The 17,484-nt window shown below is 41.7% G+C and carries 16 protein-coding genes; 6 read left to right on the top strand and 10 right to left on the bottom strand.

Translation table 11 applies throughout. The features are described 5' to 3' along the window. Nucleotides 1-66 precede the first annotated feature (66 nt). Genes C9J42_RS17115 through C9J42_RS17095 form a run of 5 tightly spaced genes read right to left on the bottom strand, consistent with a single transcriptional unit; the run spans nt 67 to nt 4,199 of the window. Nucleotides 67-1,083, bottom strand: coding sequence for a hypothetical protein (locus C9J42_RS17115; protein ID WP_107207737.1), 1,017 nt, complete (start codon nt 1,081-1,083; stop codon nt 67-69). A 56-nt stretch (nt 1,084-1,139) separates the two neighbouring features. Further along, nucleotides 1,140-2,225 carry a 23S rRNA (cytidine(2498)-2'-O)-methyltransferase RlmM gene (gene rlmM, locus C9J42_RS17110; protein ID WP_107207738.1) on the bottom strand — a complete coding sequence of 362 codons (1,086 nt, stop codon included), beginning with the start codon at nt 2,223-2,225 and terminating at the stop codon, nt 1,140-1,142. A 10-nt stretch (nt 2,226-2,235) separates the two neighbouring features. Further along, nucleotides 2,236-2,595 carry a DUF423 domain-containing protein gene (locus C9J42_RS17105; RefSeq protein WP_039872794.1) on the bottom strand — a complete coding sequence of 120 codons (360 nt, stop codon included), beginning with the start codon at nt 2,593-2,595 and terminating at the stop codon, nt 2,236-2,238. A 25-nt stretch (nt 2,596-2,620) separates the two neighbouring features. After that, complete coding sequence (locus C9J42_RS17100) at nt 2,621-3,298, bottom strand: alpha/beta family hydrolase (RefSeq protein WP_107287839.1); 678 nt, start codon at nt 3,296-3,298, stop codon at nt 2,621-2,623. Continuing rightward, nucleotides 3,279-4,199, bottom strand: a complete 921-nt coding sequence (locus tag C9J42_RS17095) for a transcriptional regulator GcvA (protein WP_107287838.1) — start codon at nt 4,197-4,199, stop codon at nt 3,279-3,281. The genes C9J42_RS17100 and C9J42_RS17095 overlap by 20 nt, the downstream gene beginning before the upstream one ends. Nucleotides 4,200-4,562: 363 nt before the next feature. On the opposite strand from C9J42_RS17095, the gene csdA reads away from it, so the two are divergent. Beyond that, entirely contained in the window at nt 4,563-5,783 is a 1,221-nt protein-coding gene (csdA, locus tag C9J42_RS17090; protein WP_107287837.1) for a cysteine desulfurase CsdA, read from the top strand. 23 nt (nt 5,784-5,806) lie between these two features. Next, a complete protein-coding gene (csdE, locus tag C9J42_RS17085; RefSeq protein ID WP_105060883.1) occupies nt 5,807-6,241 on the top strand; it encodes a cysteine desulfurase sulfur acceptor subunit CsdE in 435 nt (144 codons plus the stop codon). An 84-nt stretch (nt 6,242-6,325) separates the two neighbouring features. Here the strand turns inward: csdE and tcdA are convergent, their stop codons facing one another. Together tcdA and mltA are read right to left on the bottom strand one after the other, a co-directional pair. Further along, nucleotides 6,326-7,135: a tRNA cyclic N6-threonylcarbamoyladenosine(37) synthase TcdA gene (tcdA, locus tag C9J42_RS17080; protein ID WP_045084836.1), complete on the bottom strand. Its 810-nt coding sequence runs from the start codon at nt 7,133-7,135 to the stop codon at nt 6,326-6,328. A 121-nt stretch (nt 7,136-7,256) separates the two neighbouring features. After that, nucleotides 7,257-8,387, bottom strand: coding sequence for a murein transglycosylase A (gene mltA / locus C9J42_RS17075; protein WP_107207741.1), 1,131 nt, complete (start codon nt 8,385-8,387; stop codon nt 7,257-7,259). 299 nt (nt 8,388-8,686) lie between these two features. On the opposite strand from mltA, the gene C9J42_RS17070 reads away from it, so the two are divergent. After that, nucleotides 8,687-8,902 carry a hypothetical protein gene (locus C9J42_RS17070; protein ID WP_005371580.1) on the top strand — a complete coding sequence of 72 codons (216 nt, stop codon included), beginning with the start codon at nt 8,687-8,689 and terminating at the stop codon, nt 8,900-8,902. Here C9J42_RS17070 and C9J42_RS17065 read toward each other — a convergent pair. Then, a complete protein-coding gene (locus tag C9J42_RS17065) occupies nt 8,899-9,309 on the bottom strand; it encodes a DUF2850 domain-containing protein (RefSeq protein WP_107261027.1) in 411 nt (136 codons plus the stop codon). The genes C9J42_RS17070 and C9J42_RS17065 overlap by 4 nt on opposite strands. A 170-nt stretch (nt 9,310-9,479) precedes the next feature. Between C9J42_RS17065 and argA the strand changes: the two genes are divergently transcribed. The 3 genes from argA to C9J42_RS17055 all read left to right on the top strand — a co-directional run bounded on the left by argA (nt 9,480) and on the right by C9J42_RS17055 (nt 11,662). After that, nucleotides 9,480-10,808: an amino-acid N-acetyltransferase gene (argA, locus tag C9J42_RS17060; RefSeq protein ID WP_107207743.1), complete on the top strand. Its 1,329-nt coding sequence runs from the start codon at nt 9,480-9,482 to the stop codon at nt 10,806-10,808. Between the two features lie 136 nt (nt 10,809-10,944). Further along, nucleotides 10,945-11,100, top strand: a complete 156-nt coding sequence (locus tag C9J42_RS21745; protein ID WP_005371575.1) for a DUF5993 family protein — start codon at nt 10,945-10,947, stop codon at nt 11,098-11,100. 13 nt (nt 11,101-11,113) lie between these two features. Beyond that, nucleotides 11,114-11,662, top strand: coding sequence for a disulfide bond formation protein B (locus tag C9J42_RS17055; protein WP_005371573.1), 549 nt, complete (start codon nt 11,114-11,116; stop codon nt 11,660-11,662). Between the two features lie 67 nt (nt 11,663-11,729). On the opposite strand, the gene recD is transcribed toward C9J42_RS17055, so the two are convergent. Both recD and recB read right to left on the bottom strand, forming a co-directional pair. Beyond that, nucleotides 11,730-13,799 (bottom strand): exodeoxyribonuclease V subunit alpha, encoded by a 2,070-nt coding sequence (gene recD / locus C9J42_RS17050; RefSeq protein ID WP_107302209.1) that lies wholly within the window; start codon nt 13,797-13,799, stop codon nt 11,730-11,732. Next, nucleotides 13,792-17,394, bottom strand: coding sequence for an exodeoxyribonuclease V subunit beta (gene recB, locus C9J42_RS17045; protein ID WP_107302208.1), 3,603 nt, complete (start codon nt 17,392-17,394; stop codon nt 13,792-13,794). The genes recD and recB overlap by 8 nt, the downstream gene beginning before the upstream one ends. Nucleotides 17,395-17,484 lie beyond the last annotated feature (90 nt).

Genomic DNA, 17,484 nt, shown 5'->3' with positions numbered 1-17,484 from the left:
TAAAACATACTAAATATCATAAGCTATCATATTAATAACATGTGATAGCTTATGATTAAAGAATTATTATTCTTTACCCAGCTTTTCTCTAAGAGAGATAATTTTATCATTGATACTTTTGCTAGGTTTAATCTTATTATATGATTTTAATATTTCGTAATTTTTCTTTAAAAGAAAATTTGATATTAATGTACTTGAAAATTCAAGTAACCCTTTAATATTTTTTTTATTTATATAGCTGGGTAGATTAATATACTCAGCATTACTTTTATTTAAAATAGTTAGATATGAAAAGTCGGTTCTAAAAGTAATCTTATTTATATCTCTACCTGCTCTAATAGATATTAAAGGGTAAGTCACAGGTATATTGTGAATTCCTTTCCTTACCCAGTTTGCAATTATTATACTCAGTATTGCTTGTTCAGGTGTAGAGTGGTGAAATTGCGAATCTAACTCACCATACTGTTTACCGTTTATCCACTCTTCGTTACTACACGCGTCAAGCCACTCTTGTAACAACTGTATGGAGGCTTCCGATTTTCTTATTACAATAAACGCAGCCTGCAGTGCAGGGTATTCATATGAAAAAAAGTTATCCTCTCCGAGTTCTCTAATAATATTTGTTTTAGTTAATTCTCGGTTTTTTATTAAAGAATCATGATGAGGAATAAAAAAATCAAACCCACATAATGTTAAACATTGCTCCGCAATATTTTTAATATCATTATAATTAGATAGCTTTCTATATTTAAGAATATTAGAATCACGGTAAATTAAGATATCACCTTCATTCATCCTTTCCATTTCAAGCAATAAAATAAGTGGACGCCAAGCACAAAAACCAATTTTAGACATTCCAGGGTTTTGAGAGACTAAACCAGAACTATCATATTCTCTTACATAACCTTCAAATCCAAGATCTCTTAACTTTTTAGGCGTGTAGTAACTAATATTATCAACATGATCTTTCGCGGCATCTAGCACTAACTGCTTATTTTCACATAAGTCTAAAGCATTATCATTGGGAGCACCCTCTGAATAAAAAAAGACTAAATTTGTTTTATGTGAGGTTTCTTTGGTCATAAATATCCCCAATAAAAGATAAGCCAAGCAAAATTGGCTTATCTTTTGAATCTATTTTAGTGTGGAGAGCGTGTATCTAGACGCTGAATGTGAACCGTAATCTCTTCGCGATCATGGTATAAATGCTTAGCCTGTAGCTTGAACTTCACACCATTTTGAATAAGAAATACTTTCAGGTTTTCAATATCTTGAAGCACTTCATCATAACGACCTTTCATAGGTAGTTTTAAGTTAAAGATCGCTTCTTTTGCCCACGCTTTAATTAACCACTCACCCATTAAGTGAGCCACACGCGCTGGCTTTTCAATCATGTCACAAACAATCCACGTAACATTTTTACGTGCTGGCTCAAATTTAAAACCATCAACGGCATGGTATTTAACTTGACCTGTATCCATCAAGCTTTGTGCCATTGCGCCATTATCAATCGCGTGAACGAACATCGAGCGTTTCACCAATTGATATGTCCAACCACCAGGACAAGCACCTAAATCAACCCCCCACATACCTGGCGCTAAACGCTCATCCCACTCGTGGCGAGGAATAAATACGTGAAATGCTTCTTCTAATTTCAACGTTGAGCGACTTGGCGCATCTGCTGGGAATTTTAAGCGGGGAATGCCCATAAAGAACTGTGAGTTATTCGATGTATATGAATAACCTACAAAACAACAACCCGGTGCGACGAAACACACATGTAGCACAGGCTTTTTGTTGTTATCTTTCGCGTATAAAATCTCACGCTTACGCATTGCTTGACGAAGTGGCACCGTAAACTTACGACAGAATTTTAATAACTCTTTCGCTTCATTGGTATCAGGTGTTTCAACACGGAGATCACCACAACGTGGGAAGTCATCACCAATCACTTCTAAGATCGGAGAAATACGATCATCAGCCGGTAAATCCGTTAACATCTGTGATGCCGCAAACATTTGACGTGCGAAGATTAACTGTGAAAATGGTTGTAGCTGAATAAATTTATCCGCATCACCTGCTTGATAAAATTCAAATAACACATAACCTGAATTGTTTTTTACCCGAGGGAAACCAAACAATTCCAGCGTATTTGCTTTGTCTTGAACTTCACCTGCACATTCTTTTTCAAAGCCAGGACGACAATACAATAAAACATGATTCACGTTGGAACCCTCAAGCTGAACGCCAGGCTGCTACTGCAAGCATTACCCAGCCAATAATAAAACATACTCCGCCCATCGGTGTGATGGGACCAAACCACTTAATGCCTGTTAATGCCAATGCATATAAACTGCCACTAAAACAGATTATACCAAGGGTGAAAAACAGAGCGGCGTATGATACAGCTTTTGAAGACAAAAAGCGTGTCAATATTCCACAACCCAATAACGCGAATGTATGCCACGCTTGATATTGTACGCCAGTCTTAAATACATCGAGTAAATAAGGCGATAAATGCTGCTTTAAGCCGTGTGCAGCAAATGCCCCTAACCCCACCGTTAATGCACCACTCATTGCCGCGACAAAGAGCATCCAACGCGTTCGGTTTTGTAATGGTTCAGTCACCACAGCACTCCTTAATAAACCGCGCTAATCGCTCAATGGCCGTTGCTATATTGTTAGCTTCCGTAAAACCAGAGGCTTTTCGCGGTTTAAAACTATGATCACCGTCAGGAAGAAACGCAACCTCGACATTGGGAGAAAACGCCCATTGTGCTATTTCTGCTTTAGTACCAAACGTGTCTCGCTCACCTTGTAGGATCAATGTGGGTACCGAAATCGACGCCAAATGATCACCACGAAAATTTTCAGGTTTCCCCGGTGGATGAAAAGGAAAACCTAAACACACTACACCTTTCACTTTCGCTGCGCAGTTTTCTACATCCGGGCTTTGCTCGGCAACCTCTGTTGCCATAATACTCGCCATTCTACCGCCCATTGATTTACCGCCAATGACTAACGAACTGCCAGCAAAGGTTTCGATATGACGTTGAAAATCAATCAACAGTTTTGGTTGGCGATCAGGCGGTCGCTTTTTTCCATCTTCAGCACGTTTAACCATATATGGAAAATTAAACCGTACTACCCGAATATCTTGCAGCGCTAAACCTTCGGCTACCGCAGTCATAAAGGCATGATCCATTCCCGCACCAGCACCATGCGCAAACAGAAATGTTGCTACAGCGGTACCTGATTTAGGTTCGTTAATTATGTATTCAATGGCTAAGTTCGACATCAGGCATATCCTCTTGTTCACGACGTGCTTTAGCTAACACCCAATCTCTAAATATTTGAATTCGCCCAGTATCAGCTTGGCGCTCTTGGCAAACAAAATAGAAAGCGTTTTTACTCACTAACACTTCATCAAATGGACACACCAAGCGCCCAGCTTCTAATTCTGGTTGCGCTAATACATTATTTCCCAGCGCAATTCCCTGACCATGAGCCGCAGCTTGTAGCACCATGGTTGAGTGACTAAAAATAGGCCCTTGGTTAACGTTAACCCCTTGCACGTCATAATGACGAACATAATTCTTCCACTCTTTACGAGAAGTATCGTGTAATAAGGTATGTAGTTTTAAATCGTCTAATGTGCGCAGCGGTTTCGCCCCTGTCAGCAGCATTGGCGAACAAACAGGCATCATGAACTCTTGATACAATTTATCGGCACGCAGGCCAGACCAATTACCTCGACCATAATAAATCGCCACATCGACATCATCAGTGAGCGATCCTTCATCCAAATCAACCGCTTTAATACGTACGTCAATATCAGGGTGTTGTTCATTAAAATCGGTTAAACGTGGCACCAACCATTGGATGGCAAAACTAGGAGGTAAACTAATGGTTAATGCGCCTTTAGCACCACGTTCCAAGACCTTATCAGTCGCATCAGATATCGCTGAAAAGATATCTTTAATATCGAGAAAGTAGCCCTGTCCTTCCTCTGTTAGCAATAGAGAACGATTACGACGACGGAATAACTTTAAGCCTAGAAATTCTTCTAACGCTTTAATTTGATGACTAACTGCGGCTTGAGTAACAAATAATTCTTCAGCAGCACGAGTAAAACTCAAGTGTCTTGCTGCCGCCTCAAACACCTTTAATGAGTTGAGCGGAGGTAAACGTCTAGACATACTTTTCTCGACTATTTAATGCATTAGTTTTTTTAATCCTGAACATTATAAATTGTCCATTGTTCAACTACTAGAGAAACCCTATTATCTCTACGCAATATTGATTTAATCCTCTGTTCTTTGCCCTCTGGCTAACCAGCTTAATCAATATTGCGTGTTGTGTTTGCATATTATCCGAATCCTTTCGGACGGATGGAATAACCATCCTTTATTTCCTGTATTTTTGACTATACAGTCAAAGCTATTTTTAGCACTGCGCCCCAACGCAGTGCTATTTTTTTATCAATATAAAGCCATCAATACTTGCTCTCTGACTTATTTATTAGCATGATCCTTCGTTCAATCTTAGCTATGTGAACAACCATGACCACTCAATTTGATATCTCAACTATTTTGGCTCAATTCCCTGCCTTGCAACACACAGATGGTGAATTACCGCCAGTGTACCTAGACAGTGCAGCAACCGCACAAAAGCCAGCCGTGGTTATTGATACAATCACTGAGTACTATCGTGGTTATAATGCCAATGTGCATCGTGGCAGTCATAGCCTCACAGCGAATGCGACACTGCGCTTTGAACAAGCAAGAGAAACCGTACAACACTTCATTGGCGCAGCGCACAGCAAAGAAATTATTTGGACACGTGGCGCAACAGAAGCATTAAATTTAATTGCTCAAACTTATGCCCGCGCAAATCTAAGGGTAGGAGATGAAATTCTAGTCAGTGAGTTAGAGCATCACGCCAATATCGTGCCATGGCAAATGATAGCGGCAGAAACCGGTGCACGCGTCATTAAAATCCCGATGCGCGATGACTGTACTTTAGATCTAGATGCGTTTTATTCGCTCTTATCGGATAAAACAAAAATCGTTGCAGTAGCCCACATTACCAATGTTACGGGTACCCGTAACCCAATTGAAGAAATAATTCACGCAACTCACCAGCACAACGCAATTGCTGTAATTGATGGCGCACAAGGTATTGCTCATGAAGATATCGATGTCACTGCACTTGATGCTGACTTCTATGTCTTCTCAGGCCATAAAATATATGCTCCTGCTGGTATTGGCGTTCTTTATGGCAAGCAAGCGCTACTTGAAGCAATGCCACCTTGGCACGGCGGCGGTAAAATGGTGGAAAAAGTCTCTTTTGAAGGTACAACTTTCGCCGCACTACCGGGTAAATTTGAAGCTGGCACCCCAAATGTAGCAGGATGTTTAGCGTTAGCCGCAGCAATTAATTGGCTCAAGCAACTGGATAGACAAGGCGCTGAAGTACATATTGAAAACTTGCGCCACAAAGCCATCGAAGGCATTAAAAATATTGATGGCTTACGTATTATAGGATTACAACCGAAGGCAAGTTTATTTTCTTTTGTCGTTGATGGGGTGCACCATCAAGATATTGCGACCCTATTAGATCAACAAAATATCGCGCTGCGTGCTGGTCACCACTGTGCACATCCCATGCTTGATGCACTAGGCTTAACAGGAACATTACGCGTATCATTAGCGCTTTATAACACCGAGCAAGATGTAGAGCGCTTTATCACTGCACTACACAAAGCTTGTGATTTACTTTAATGCGGTTATCTGGATTGAATACTATGACTGAACTTACACTTCCCCATCACCCTTTCGGCACCGACATTTCAGATACAGACATTGTGGCTCAAATGCAAAACGCTTCAGGCTGGGAAGATCGCTACCGTACTGTCATTCAGCTAGGTAAGAAACTGCCGGTAATGGCAGAAGAAGACAAAGATGAGCAGTTAAAAGTCAGTGGTTGTGAATCGCAAGTTTGGCTTCGCCACCAGCAAGTTGGCGATCACTTTTATTTTCAAGCTGATTCTGACGCGCGTATTGTTCGCGGCTTAATAACACTCGTACTTGCCGCTTATCACGGTAAAACGCGTACAGAGATCAGTGAATTTGATATTGATGGCTACTTTGATTCACTCGGTTTAATTGCCCATTTGAGTCCGTCTCGTGGCAATGGGTTAAAAGCGATTGTTGAGCAAATAAAACAACTCGCACGCTAAACAAGATTTATCAGTCCTAGAAATAGCACAGCAACAAAAAAGGCAGATCATATGATCTGCCTTTTTCATGTCACTGCCTATCGATTACTGTTTATGTTTTTCGATAAGCTTACGTAATATTTGTGATACCGCGACAAAACCAAACGTTGCAGTCACAACGGTTGCCGCGCCAAAACCACTCGCGCAATCCATACGCTTGGGCCCTTCTGCTGTCGCTTTTACTGCACACACAGAGCCGTCGGCTTGTGGGTACTTCAGTTGCTCTGTTGAAAATACGCAATCAATACCAAACTTACGTTTTGGGTTTTTAGGGAAGTTATGATGACGACGCAAGGTATCACGTAACTTCTTCGCCAATGGATCTTGGATTGTCTTTGTCAAATCAGCGATCTGAATTTGTGTTGGGTCCATTTGACCGCCAGCACCACCTGTGGTGATCACCTTAATTTTATTACTCTTACAGTATGACAGCAGTGCCGCTTTTGGCTTCATGCTATCTATTGCATCGAGCACGTAATCAAAATCTTTTGACAAGTATTCAGCTTGATTTTCAGGTGTGATGAAATCGTCAATCAAATTGACCTTACATTCAGGATTGATTAGGTGAATACGCTCAGCCATCACTTCAATTTTGCTTTTACCTACCGTCCCTGTCATGGCATGAATTTGACGATTAATATTCGTCACACACACATCATCCATATCAATCAGGGTAAGCTCACCAATACCTGAACGCGCTAACGCTTCTGCCGCCCATGAACCTACACCACCAATACCAATCACACACACGTGTGCAGCACGAAGAATGTCTACTTCGCTATTGCCGTATAAACGACGTGTGCCGCCAAAACGTTGGTTATAACTGTCGGATGCTGGGGTATCAAGTTCGCGCATAGTATTTCTTCACTGATCTGATGGATAAAGAAAGAGTGCGTTTTTATACGCACTCTTAATAGGATTGTCCAGTTGTTAGCATCACTCAAACTTGTTGGAAATGCTTTCTAACAGTACCAAACTATGGCTTAAGCCAAGGGTCTTGTGTTGCAGTTCCTTCTAAGCCTAAACGCCATACACGACCAAAGTGCTTGTAGTGACCCGCATCAGTGCCTGCTTGCTTACCCATACCATGGTAAAGATCGAGGTGGTTTTTCTTCACAGCACCACCCGTGTCTAACGCAAGTAACAGGCGTAAAACGTGTTTACCCGTCCAGTTACCTTGAGCATCAAGCTCGGGTACTTCTGCAAGCAACGCAGAGCCCATAGGAATATATTTTCGATCTGCCGCTACAGCAGCATTAGCAAGCAACGGAATCCCCGCGCTACCCTTAACATCTAACGTTTTCGTTGGTTTAAAGAAAACAAATGATGGATTTTGCTCTAATAGTTCACGCACTTCAGCATCACTATGGGTAGATACCCACTCTTGAATGGCTTTCAGTGACATTTTTTCTTTCGGCACTTCACCACGATCAATCAATACTCGACCAATACTCACATAACGGTGACCATTTTTACCGTTATAACCAAAGTATTCTAATTGATCATTGTCTTCATAATGCACAAAGCCACTGCCTTGAACTTCCATCATGAAAATATCTAGCATGGATTTGCTGTAACCTAACTCCAAGCCCTTGCCTTTTAACGCACCATTGTAAATTTCAGCGCGAGATGGACAACGACCATTACACTTAGGCATTGCATATACAGGGTAACGGAACTCTGCATTTGGTGTATGACGAAGTTCAATAACAGGTGAATAATAACCAGTAAACATTACGTTACCTTTATTATCACCACCGCCCATTTGCGCCGCTTCAATACCGTAACTAGCCAGTTTACTTGGATCACCACCCGCACTGATCCACTTTTCTAGTTGCTTGTATAACGGGCCATATTTGCGTGCCATTGAGGGAGAACGTGTGACTACCATTTCAGCTTGGGGAGCAAAGGTTGTGTAATCGCGCTGCTTATCTGACTTAATGGTTGAAACACGATTTAATACATGTGGAAAATAGTTACCAAGATATTGGTGAGCTAATGGATTTTTTTGAATAGCGGTTTGTTCATTGGTTGATTGTGCATCATTATTCGATGCGCAACCAACTAAACCAAACATAATAATAGCGATTGCTGCTTTACGTAACACGATAGATAAGCCTATAAAATTTTAAAATGCGAGATACAGCTAATATGGTAGATATATGTGAATGAAGGCAATAGTAGCAAATCAATAACAATATAACGTAATAATCTTAAGTCATATTTATATCTAAATTTCATTGCAGTGCTTACATTTTCATTCAACGAATATAGATATTTATATTATTAATGATTCATCCAGTGTCATATTATTGTCACATACAAGCGATTTAATAAAATCGTCACAAAAAATAAACAACTCACAAACTAATAATAAAAATAACGCACTCATAAGGATATAAAGAGATGCAATCACCACTTAAAGTTGGCAAAGATACCTTGTTAGATCCCAATGCTATTGAATACCAGTGGATCAGAAATTTAACTAGCGAAGGAGTCCCTCAACACCAAATTAACCACGTGATCCAGCATTGTCTTGGCGGTACGCCACAGATAGCTGATCTCTTGAGACAAATAGCACTCAAACAAAGTTCCATCCATGAGCTACTAAAACTGATCTAATTAAGTAGTAATGGTGTGCGTACAAATGTAGAAATGTAATGTGCAGGCTGCTGACGAATAAAGTTATTATCATGATAAAGATAAGAGTAATGCTGTTCACCTAATTGATAGCTCAATGTTTGACCATCCCAGCAATACTGTGTCGTCACTAGCCTTCCATCACGATAAATACCCAGCGGGCGGATCTCAAAACTTTCTGCCACATATTGCGCGACATCATGCTCTTTCCAATAGCCATATATGGCTTCAGATGAAGGGGGCTTTAGCCAAGAAGATAATGCTGCTTTAGATACAAACAGGCCAGTGAGTGCTAAACCAGCGACTAATAGCAAGATCAAAATAATTGTTTGTGAATGTTTTGTCATCAGATAATAAGTACTGACTTTAGATGATTGTACTTTATCCAATTATCACCTCCACAAAAACTACTAATACAATTTAAACTAACAGATTGTTCGCAATGTTAATTAAAGATCACCGCCATAACATCTTGTAAATACTATCACTTAAATACTGTACAAATTGACAAATTAATTTACTTTATCCATATAAATTTTTTGTACATGGATGTCAGATAGTGAAAAGACGTAGTACACCGCTGGTTAAAGGATTCAGACAATCAGCTCCCTACCTAAATGCGCATGTTGGAAAAACCATGGTGATCATGGTAGGTGGAGAGGCATTTGCCGATCCCAATTTCGATAATATCGTCAATGATATCGCACTACTTAATAGCCTAGGCATTCAAATCGTTATTGTCTACGGTGCTCGCCCACAAATCAGTACATTACTGGCAGAGCAAGATTGTCATTCTCCTTATCATAAAGGGATCCGTATTACCGATGAACGAGCATTAGAAATTGCCAAGCAAGCAGCGGGACAACTTCAGTTAGATATCACCGCTCGCTTTTCAATGGGGATCCATAATACTCCAATGGCTGGCGCGCAGATTAATATCATTAGTGGTAATTTTATTATCGCCCAACCTCTCGGGGTCGATGACGGTGTAGATTATTGTCATAGTGGAAAAATTCGTCGTATTGATACCGATGCGATTAAACGTCAGTTAGAGCAAGGTTCCATTGTACTACTCGGCCCAATCGCGAGTTCAGTAACCGGAGAATGCTTTAACCTCACCTCTGAAGAAGTCGCAACCCAAGTAGCTATCCGCTTAAAAGCCGACAAACTTATTGGTTTCTGCTCAGAGCAAGGCGTCGTGGGCGATAACAATGAAATTATCTCTGAATTACTGCCAAACGAAGCCGATCATATCCATCAAAAACTTGTCGCACAGCGAGCGCAGGACTGTGGTACTGGGCGTTTCTTACGTGGTGCTATTAGTGCTTGTCGAGCTGGCGTTCCTCGCAGCCACCTGATCAGCTACAAAGAAGATGGGGCATTAATTCAAGAGCTTTTTTCTCTTGATGGTATCGGTACCCAAATTGTAATGGCGAGCGCAGAAAAAGTGCGACGCGCCAACATTAACGACATTGGTGGTATTCTGGATCTGATCCAACCATTAGAGCAAGACGGAATTTTAGTTCGACGCTCCCGAGAACAACTCGAGCAAGAAATTACTCAATTTACGATTGTAGAGCGTGACAATTTAATTATCGGCTGTGCTGCGCTTTATCCCTTTCCTGAAGAGAAAATGGCTGAAATGGCTTGTGTCGCGATTCATTCTGACTTTAGGGATGATAATCGCGGTGTATTACTGCTTAATGAGTTATGCCTACAAGCGCGCCAACAAAACCTCGAACACTTATTTGTATTAACCACTCGAAGCTTACACTGGTTCCGCGAACAGGGCTTTTCTGAATGTGATGTAGATAGGCTGCCAATGGCAAAAAAAGCACTTTATAATTACCAAAGAAGATCAAAAATCCTCATCACAAGAATAAAATAATTGACACAAAATTAACAAAATGGTGACTTAAGAGCGTAAAATTGTCTGTGTAGAGTTATTTTACTAAAAACATGCTCAACTAAGATAGCGCTACAAACATTATAAAAACACAAATTACTTCAGGTTAAATCAACTTATGATGAGTTTAATATTTCTATTACTTTTGATTGCAATGGTCAGCGCTTTCATTGGTAAAAAAAATGTAGGATATGCATTCTTTGCCGCATCCGTAATTATTGGTTTGTATTGGTTTCATCACCATGCCACTGATTCACTATCGATTTTATTATAGGGGGGAATGATTAATGAATAATAAACATGTAACCCTTCTTAATAGCTTGGGTCTATTAGGTATTACCTTTGTATTATTAATGGGCTCAGTATTACAAGTCGCTTGGAATGAATTACCTTGTCCACTGTGTTTATTGCAGCGTCTTGGTTTTGTTATGGTAATGTTCGGCTTTATGCTTAATGTCGTTTATGGCACTCAGCAACGCCATTATGGTGTGATCTTAGTCGGTGCATTATTTGGTGCAGCGACAGCGCTTCGCCAAGTATCACTACACGTTATCCCTGGCACACCAGGTTTTGGTAGCCCGATCCTTGGTATGCACTACTACACATGGGCATTTGTGATCTTTGCTATGGCTATCGCCGGTGTCGCACTACTTCTCCTACTTTGGAATAAAGAATGGACAAGCGAAAATTATCAAATGAACAAATTTGGTAAGTTTGTTTGTATTCTAGCGATTGTGGCCGTTCTAATTAATGTTATTTCTACATTCCTTGAATGTGGCCCTTACCAATGTCCAGATAACCCTGTTAGTTACTGGTTGTTAGACATGTTTAAGTAATACCTTAAATAACGAACAATAAAAAACGCCAGCACAAATGCTGGCGTTTTTATTGATAGATACAGGTTTACACTAACAATTCAGATAAGCCACTTGCCCGCTCAGTTCTTACTTGCACACTACGACGAATAACGTCTGGTTGAGCGTAAAGATACAATCTCGCTTTTGCACGTGTAATACCTGTATAAATCAACTCTCGAGTTAAGATCGGTGTAAAGTCATTCGGCAACACCATTACGGTATCAGCAAATTCAGATCCTTGTGATTTATGGATAGTCATCGCATACACCACTTCATGCTCTGGAATACGACTAGGCAAGAATCCACGGATCGTACCATCAGGCATCTCAAAATAGACCTTCAAACGACGCACACCATCGACGGCGTCCGTTTCTGGCTCTAACATAGTGATACCAATATCACCGTTATATAAACCAACGGCATGATCATTTCGGGTGATCATAATTGGGCGACCTTGATACCACGTATCGTCCCCTGGGTTAATTTTACCGCGGTGAGTTAACTCTTTTTCTATCCGGTAGTTTAACCCTACAACACCAAAATCACCTTCGCGCAATGCACATAACAAGCGCACATTCGCAAACGCATCTAGCACCAATTTAGGCTCACGTTGTTCGGCAATCGCATCTAAATAATCAAAGTAGAAGGTCGTCACTTGATTAATCATCGACTGATAACTGTCAGAAGATAAGGCGTAATGATGAATATCTTTAAAGCCTTGCTGCCAGACTTTTTCCACCAACGCAGGACGACCGCTGTTAATTGCTTTCGCTAACTGACCAATACCAGATTGAGCGTGGAAACGGTAACTCTTTTGTAGCATGCATAAACAATCGGCCACCAAACTTAAGTCGAGTGAGGTGCTATAAAGATCATAGCCCGTCAACTGGCTAAGCACTTGCCCTTGCGTTCCACTATAACCTTGATTAGCAAATGAGCAGATATCACCGAGCACAGCCCCCGCTTCAACCGATGCCAACTGATCTCTATCCCCTAATAAAATCAGTTTCGCGCCAGCAGGCATCGCATCGAGCAATCGTGCCATCATTGGTAAATCAACCATTGAGGCTTCATCAACCACTAACACATCAAGGTGTAAGGGATTATCTTTATGATGACGAAATTCAACGCGTCCCGGAATTGCCCCCAATAAACGGTGGATCGTACTCGATTGAGTCGGAATACGCTCTTTCACTGATGCCGCTACGGGCAATGATTTCACCGCAGAACTAATCGATTCTGTTAAACGTGCCGCCGCCTTACCTGTCGGTGCCACCAGCATAATATTAGGTACATGCTCATCACCGGCTTGCATTACTAATGCCGCAAGTAATTTAGCGACGGTGGTTGTTTTACCCGTACCTGGGCCGCCAGAAATCACTGCAAACTGACGTGTCAATGCCACTGCAGCTGCCACTTTCTGCCAATTTAAGCAGGCATCAAGTGGTATCACCCCATCTAATTGAGACAGATCTTTTTGCGATGTCGCATTGACTAAAATATGCTCGACTTTCGCCCAATCAACTTGCTCTGGTTTCACCACATCAAGCATGTCACACACTAATCTCTGGCGTGCATCAGCTGTTGTCGCGGTTGATAAGGCTTCATACAAGTAACCGTAAGTCACAGGAAATAAATCATCTAATGCCTGATGCATAACGTTGAGCTCAGTCGTACTAAATCGTACATCCTCTGATCCTGCATTGTTTGCCATCATGAGGATTTTATTGGCAACGGTTTGTTCAAATTGCCAATAACGACTGAGGTACAAACGACCATGTTCAATAACTAAGGGGGTCGCTTGCACCTTGCCTGTTTGCACACTTGATACCACAGCAAAATGGCTTAATAGCTCTCCCCATTGTGAAGGCTCAGGCACGCCTTCTAACAACTCAATTGCAACACGTGATGGCAAACTAAATAAACGCTGAAGCGAAAGTGTATCTAGCACTACGCAAACATGTCCCTTACCTAATTCATTACTGGCAAGAGCTGCCACAAGTGCGGCTAAATCAGCTTGATCTGCGGGGCTATGATGCGCGACAAATTTTGCGAACTGATAATCAAGCTGACGCAACACACCTTGTTTGGTTAACGCTTGAAGTCGTTTAAGCATGAGGTAATGCTCCATCAATTAATAAATCCAGTTCTTCTAACAATGCTTGCGATGGTTTCGCATGGAAAATTCCACTGTCACTACCAGCTTGAATACCACGTAGGAACAAGTAATACACACCACCGAAATGGGTCTCATAGTCGTAGTTTGGAATACGGCTACGCAAGAAACGTTGCAGCGCTAAGGCGTAAATTTGATACTGCAAGTCATAGCGGTGATCGCGCATCGCTTCAACCAACTGCTCACCACGATACACCTGTGGATCATCACCAAGATAATTCGATTTCCAGTCTAATACGTAATATTTACCCTGATGTTCAAACACCAAGTCAATAAAACCTTTAAGCATACCGCTGACCGTACTAAAGCCAAGCTCACCAGCTTTCGCGGAAATAGAATCATGCTTAGCAATGACTTTATTGAGTAGCGGTGATTGCAACATTTCAATCGGGAGTAAAAACTCCATTTCCGTTAAACGTTGTTGTGGTGTTTTTTCTGCCAATCGCAATTGTTCGCCATCTAATGGACAGTGCAAAACATCGTTAATTAATTGCTGTAATACAGGTAGCCACGCTAACTCGTAATGTTCAAGTTGCAATAGCTCCGTCAGTTTAGCGACAGTTTCTGGGCTATCGACAGGACGCGTAAACTCGATTTCTTCAAACACCGTATGTAAAAATGTCCCCGGACGCGCACCGCGAGGGAAAGTGTAAATAGAGTATTCAGGCTCTAACTCCACCTCCGTTTCACTGTTTTCTGGCGTTTCTTTCTGTACAGAATCGATATCAAATCCAGGAAGATCTAAACTGCTATCATGATGCGCTTGATGACCTTGTTTCACCAAGTTGGAGTAACTGGTCATCCACCAATTACGTTCAATCTGACGCTCAAATTCACGACGATTCAACGCCTCAGTTTGCTCATTTTGTCCTGCCCACTTATCGACAGGTAATACTGGAGGTTCAGCAATAGTGATCGTCGGTTGCGCTTCAGATAACTTAGCCAGTGCTAATTCTAGTGCTGCAACACCGCACTCTTCTCCATTTTGAATTAAATACCCCATCGCTGATTTGTGTAATCCAGTCGGCTCTTTGCTACTGCGACCATTACGTACAGGTGCCATACCAACAAAACAGCCATAAACTGCACGAGTTAACGCTACATAAATTAAACGTAAATCTTCTGCGAGGCGTTCTTTATCAGCTTTAGAAATAGAATCAGCATGCTTGGTAATATCTAAAATCGTCACGTTATCGTCTTCATCGTGATACTTCACTTCGCCTTTACTATCGACTTCACGATAGCTACAAACAAACGGCATAAAGACTAAATCGTATTCCAATCCTTTTGATTTGTGGATGGTAACAATCTGCACCAAATTACGTTCGGACTCTAAACGCAAAATTTGTTCATCAGAATTACCGTTTGGCTCAGCTACATTTTCAGCCAACCAACGTAATAGCGCATAATCACTGTCTAAGGTTTGACTCGCTTCTTGCAGTAATTCACCAATATGAAGTAAGTCAGTTAAACGACGTTCACCGCCTTCTTCCACTAATAAACGCTCAGCAATATTGTTTTTCGCCATCACGCTTCGTAGCATAGGCATCACGCCACGCTTGAGCCATTGTTGACGGTATTGCTTAAAGCTATTTACTGCAATTTCCCACTCATTCTCATCATTATTAAGCGTATCGAGCTCTATTGCGGTTAAAGAAAACAACCCTGACGCCAACGCAGCACGCAATGCGCGATCGTCATCAGGTGTTAGTACCGCTTGTAATAATCGCTGTACATCAGCCGCTTCTGCAGTAGAAAAAACGCTATCACGATTAGATAAATACACACTGGCAATCCCTTGTTTTGCCAGTGCTTCACGCACCAACTTACCTTCTCGTCCTGTACGTACTAACACCGCAATATCACCCGCTTTCACTGGGTGTTGAGTTTCTTTATCTAAAAAGTAGCCTTGCCCTTGTTGTGACTGCTCTAAAATATGCTGAATGTGTGCGGCTGTCGCCGTTGCCATCGTCGACTCATAATCGCCCTTGGTAATAGGCTTACCATCGAGGCTATCTTGCAACCAGAACGTGAGCGCGTGTTGTTGTTCGCCGTTTAGCCACCAGCTACGATCTGGTGCTTTCGGACTATGACCAACAGGGTCAAACGTAATATCTTGATCATAAATAAACGGGCTATTAGGGGTATCAAAGACACTATTTACCGACGCAATCATATCTGCCGTTGAACGCCAGTTGGTACCTAATGTGTAATGATCTTGAACCTGACGACGGGCTTGAATATAAGTAAAAATATCTGCCCCACGAAACGCATAAATCGCCTGCTTAGGATCACCGATCATAAACAATCCGCATTCAGGGTGATCGTGATACACCGAACTGAAGATACCGTACTGCAAGGGGTCGGTATCTTGGAATTCGTCGATCATCGCAACTGGATATTGGCTGCGGATCTTACTTGCCAGTAGATCATCTTGATCGTTGTCGATCGCAGCGCCTAACTGCGTTAAGAGATCATCAAACGATAACCACCCTTTATGGGCTTTTGCCTCCGCCAGTAAAATACGACAATGTTCAATCGCGTGCGCTAATAAGGGATCGCGTAATGTCGCTGGGTTATCAAGTAAATCTGCAACCGCAACAAATACCGCATGCTGTGGTGCTTCACCTTTCGGGGTTTTAGTGATCAGTTCCTGTTGGTGAAACTTCTCTAATTTATCCGGTAATTCATAATTCTCAGTCGATTGATTGGCCCATTCATTCACTTGAGCGAGCCACGTTGGTAGGCTCTTTTTGGTATAGCTACGTTTATTCACGTCTGAATTGGCAATTAACGCTTCTAAATCAGCGAAGTGCTGTTTCCATAATGCTTTAAATTCATTAATGCGTTCGATATTTTGCTGATGTAACTGCTCTAAACTTGCCGTCATAGCCGCTACAGAAAGTTTAACGGGAGCACCTGTTAAACTATTGCCAATATCTTTTAATAGCGCATGCGGCGATGACCATAAATCACGGATCTGACAAGCAAGCGCTCGTGGTAACTGATAGAAATGACTACGCCAGTAATCCGCAACCACCAAGTTCTTCAATTGGCTTTCATCGGTGACAAATTCATTGTTGAAACGACAGCCTGATTCAAACGCGTTTTGAGTCAACATTCGCTGACAAAAACCATGGATGGTATAAATAGCCGCTTCATCCATTTGACGTTCAGCTTGCAGTAAAATATTGGCTGCCGCTTTATGATCGGGATACTCTTGCAGTAACGGGGCTATAACGGGATCGCCACTCACACCACGACTAAACGCTAAACGCGCATCGTGAATACGGCCACGAATACGATCGCGAAGCTCTGCCGTTGCCGCTTCGGTAAAAGTCACCACCAGTATTTGATCAACCGTTAATTCAACAGCATGACGCGTTTCTGCATTACCATGACCGAGTAATAGACGCAGGTATAAACTGGCAATAGTAAATGTTTTGCCCGTACCGGCAGATGCTTCAATTAAACGTGTACCATGCAATGGAAAGGCCATTGGCTGCAAAATATTGGTTTGCGTTTGTACCGTCATGATTTTACTTGTCCCATATCGTAAAACTCGATCACTCCAATGATCCCTTGAAGCTCAAGGTGATCTTGCTCACATCACTACTGTGATCAA

It is taken from the genome of Photobacterium sp. GB-56 (assembly GCF_003026105.1).
In the GTDB taxonomy this organism is placed as follows: domain Bacteria; phylum Pseudomonadota; class Gammaproteobacteria; order Enterobacterales; family Vibrionaceae; genus Photobacterium.
Note: the sequence above shows the minus strand (reverse complement) of the source record. Positions and strands in the feature narration are given on the sequence as shown.

Bases quoted from the DNA above. Each gene is read 5' to 3' on its own strand.
- C9J42_RS17115 (WP_107207737.1), bottom strand. From the start codon at position 1,083: ATGACCAAAGAAACCTCACATAAAACAAATTTAGTCTTTTTTTATTCA.
- C9J42_RS17105 (WP_039872794.1), bottom strand. From the start codon at position 2,595: ATGCTCTTTGTCGCGGCAATGAGTGGTGCATTAACGGTGGGGTTAGGG.
- C9J42_RS17100 (WP_107287839.1), bottom strand. From the start codon at position 3,298: ATGTCGAACTTAGCCATTGAATACATAATTAACGAACCTAAATCAGGT.
- C9J42_RS17095 (WP_107287838.1), bottom strand. From the start codon at position 4,199: ATGTCTAGACGTTTACCTCCGCTCAACTCATTAAAGGTGTTTGAGGCG.
- csdA (WP_107287837.1), top strand. From the start codon at position 4,563: ATGACCACTCAATTTGATATCTCAACTATTTTGGCTCAATTCCCTGCC.
- csdE (WP_105060883.1), top strand. From the start codon at position 5,807: ATGACTGAACTTACACTTCCCCATCACCCTTTCGGCACCGACATTTCA.
- tcdA (WP_045084836.1), bottom strand. From the start codon at position 7,135: ATGCGCGAACTTGATACCCCAGCATCCGACAGTTATAACCAACGTTTT.
- C9J42_RS17070 (WP_005371580.1), top strand. From the start codon at position 8,687: ATGCAATCACCACTTAAAGTTGGCAAAGATACCTTGTTAGATCCCAAT.
- C9J42_RS21745 (WP_005371575.1), top strand. From the start codon at position 10,945: ATGATGAGTTTAATATTTCTATTACTTTTGATTGCAATGGTCAGCGCT.
- C9J42_RS17055 (WP_005371573.1), top strand. From the start codon at position 11,114: ATGAATAATAAACATGTAACCCTTCTTAATAGCTTGGGTCTATTAGGT.
- recD (WP_107302209.1), bottom strand. From the start codon at position 13,799: ATGCTTAAACGACTTCAAGCGTTAACCAAACAAGGTGTGTTGCGTCAG.
- recB (WP_107302208.1), bottom strand. From the start codon at position 17,394: ATGACGGTACAAACGCAAACCAATATTTTGCAGCCAATGGCCTTTCCA.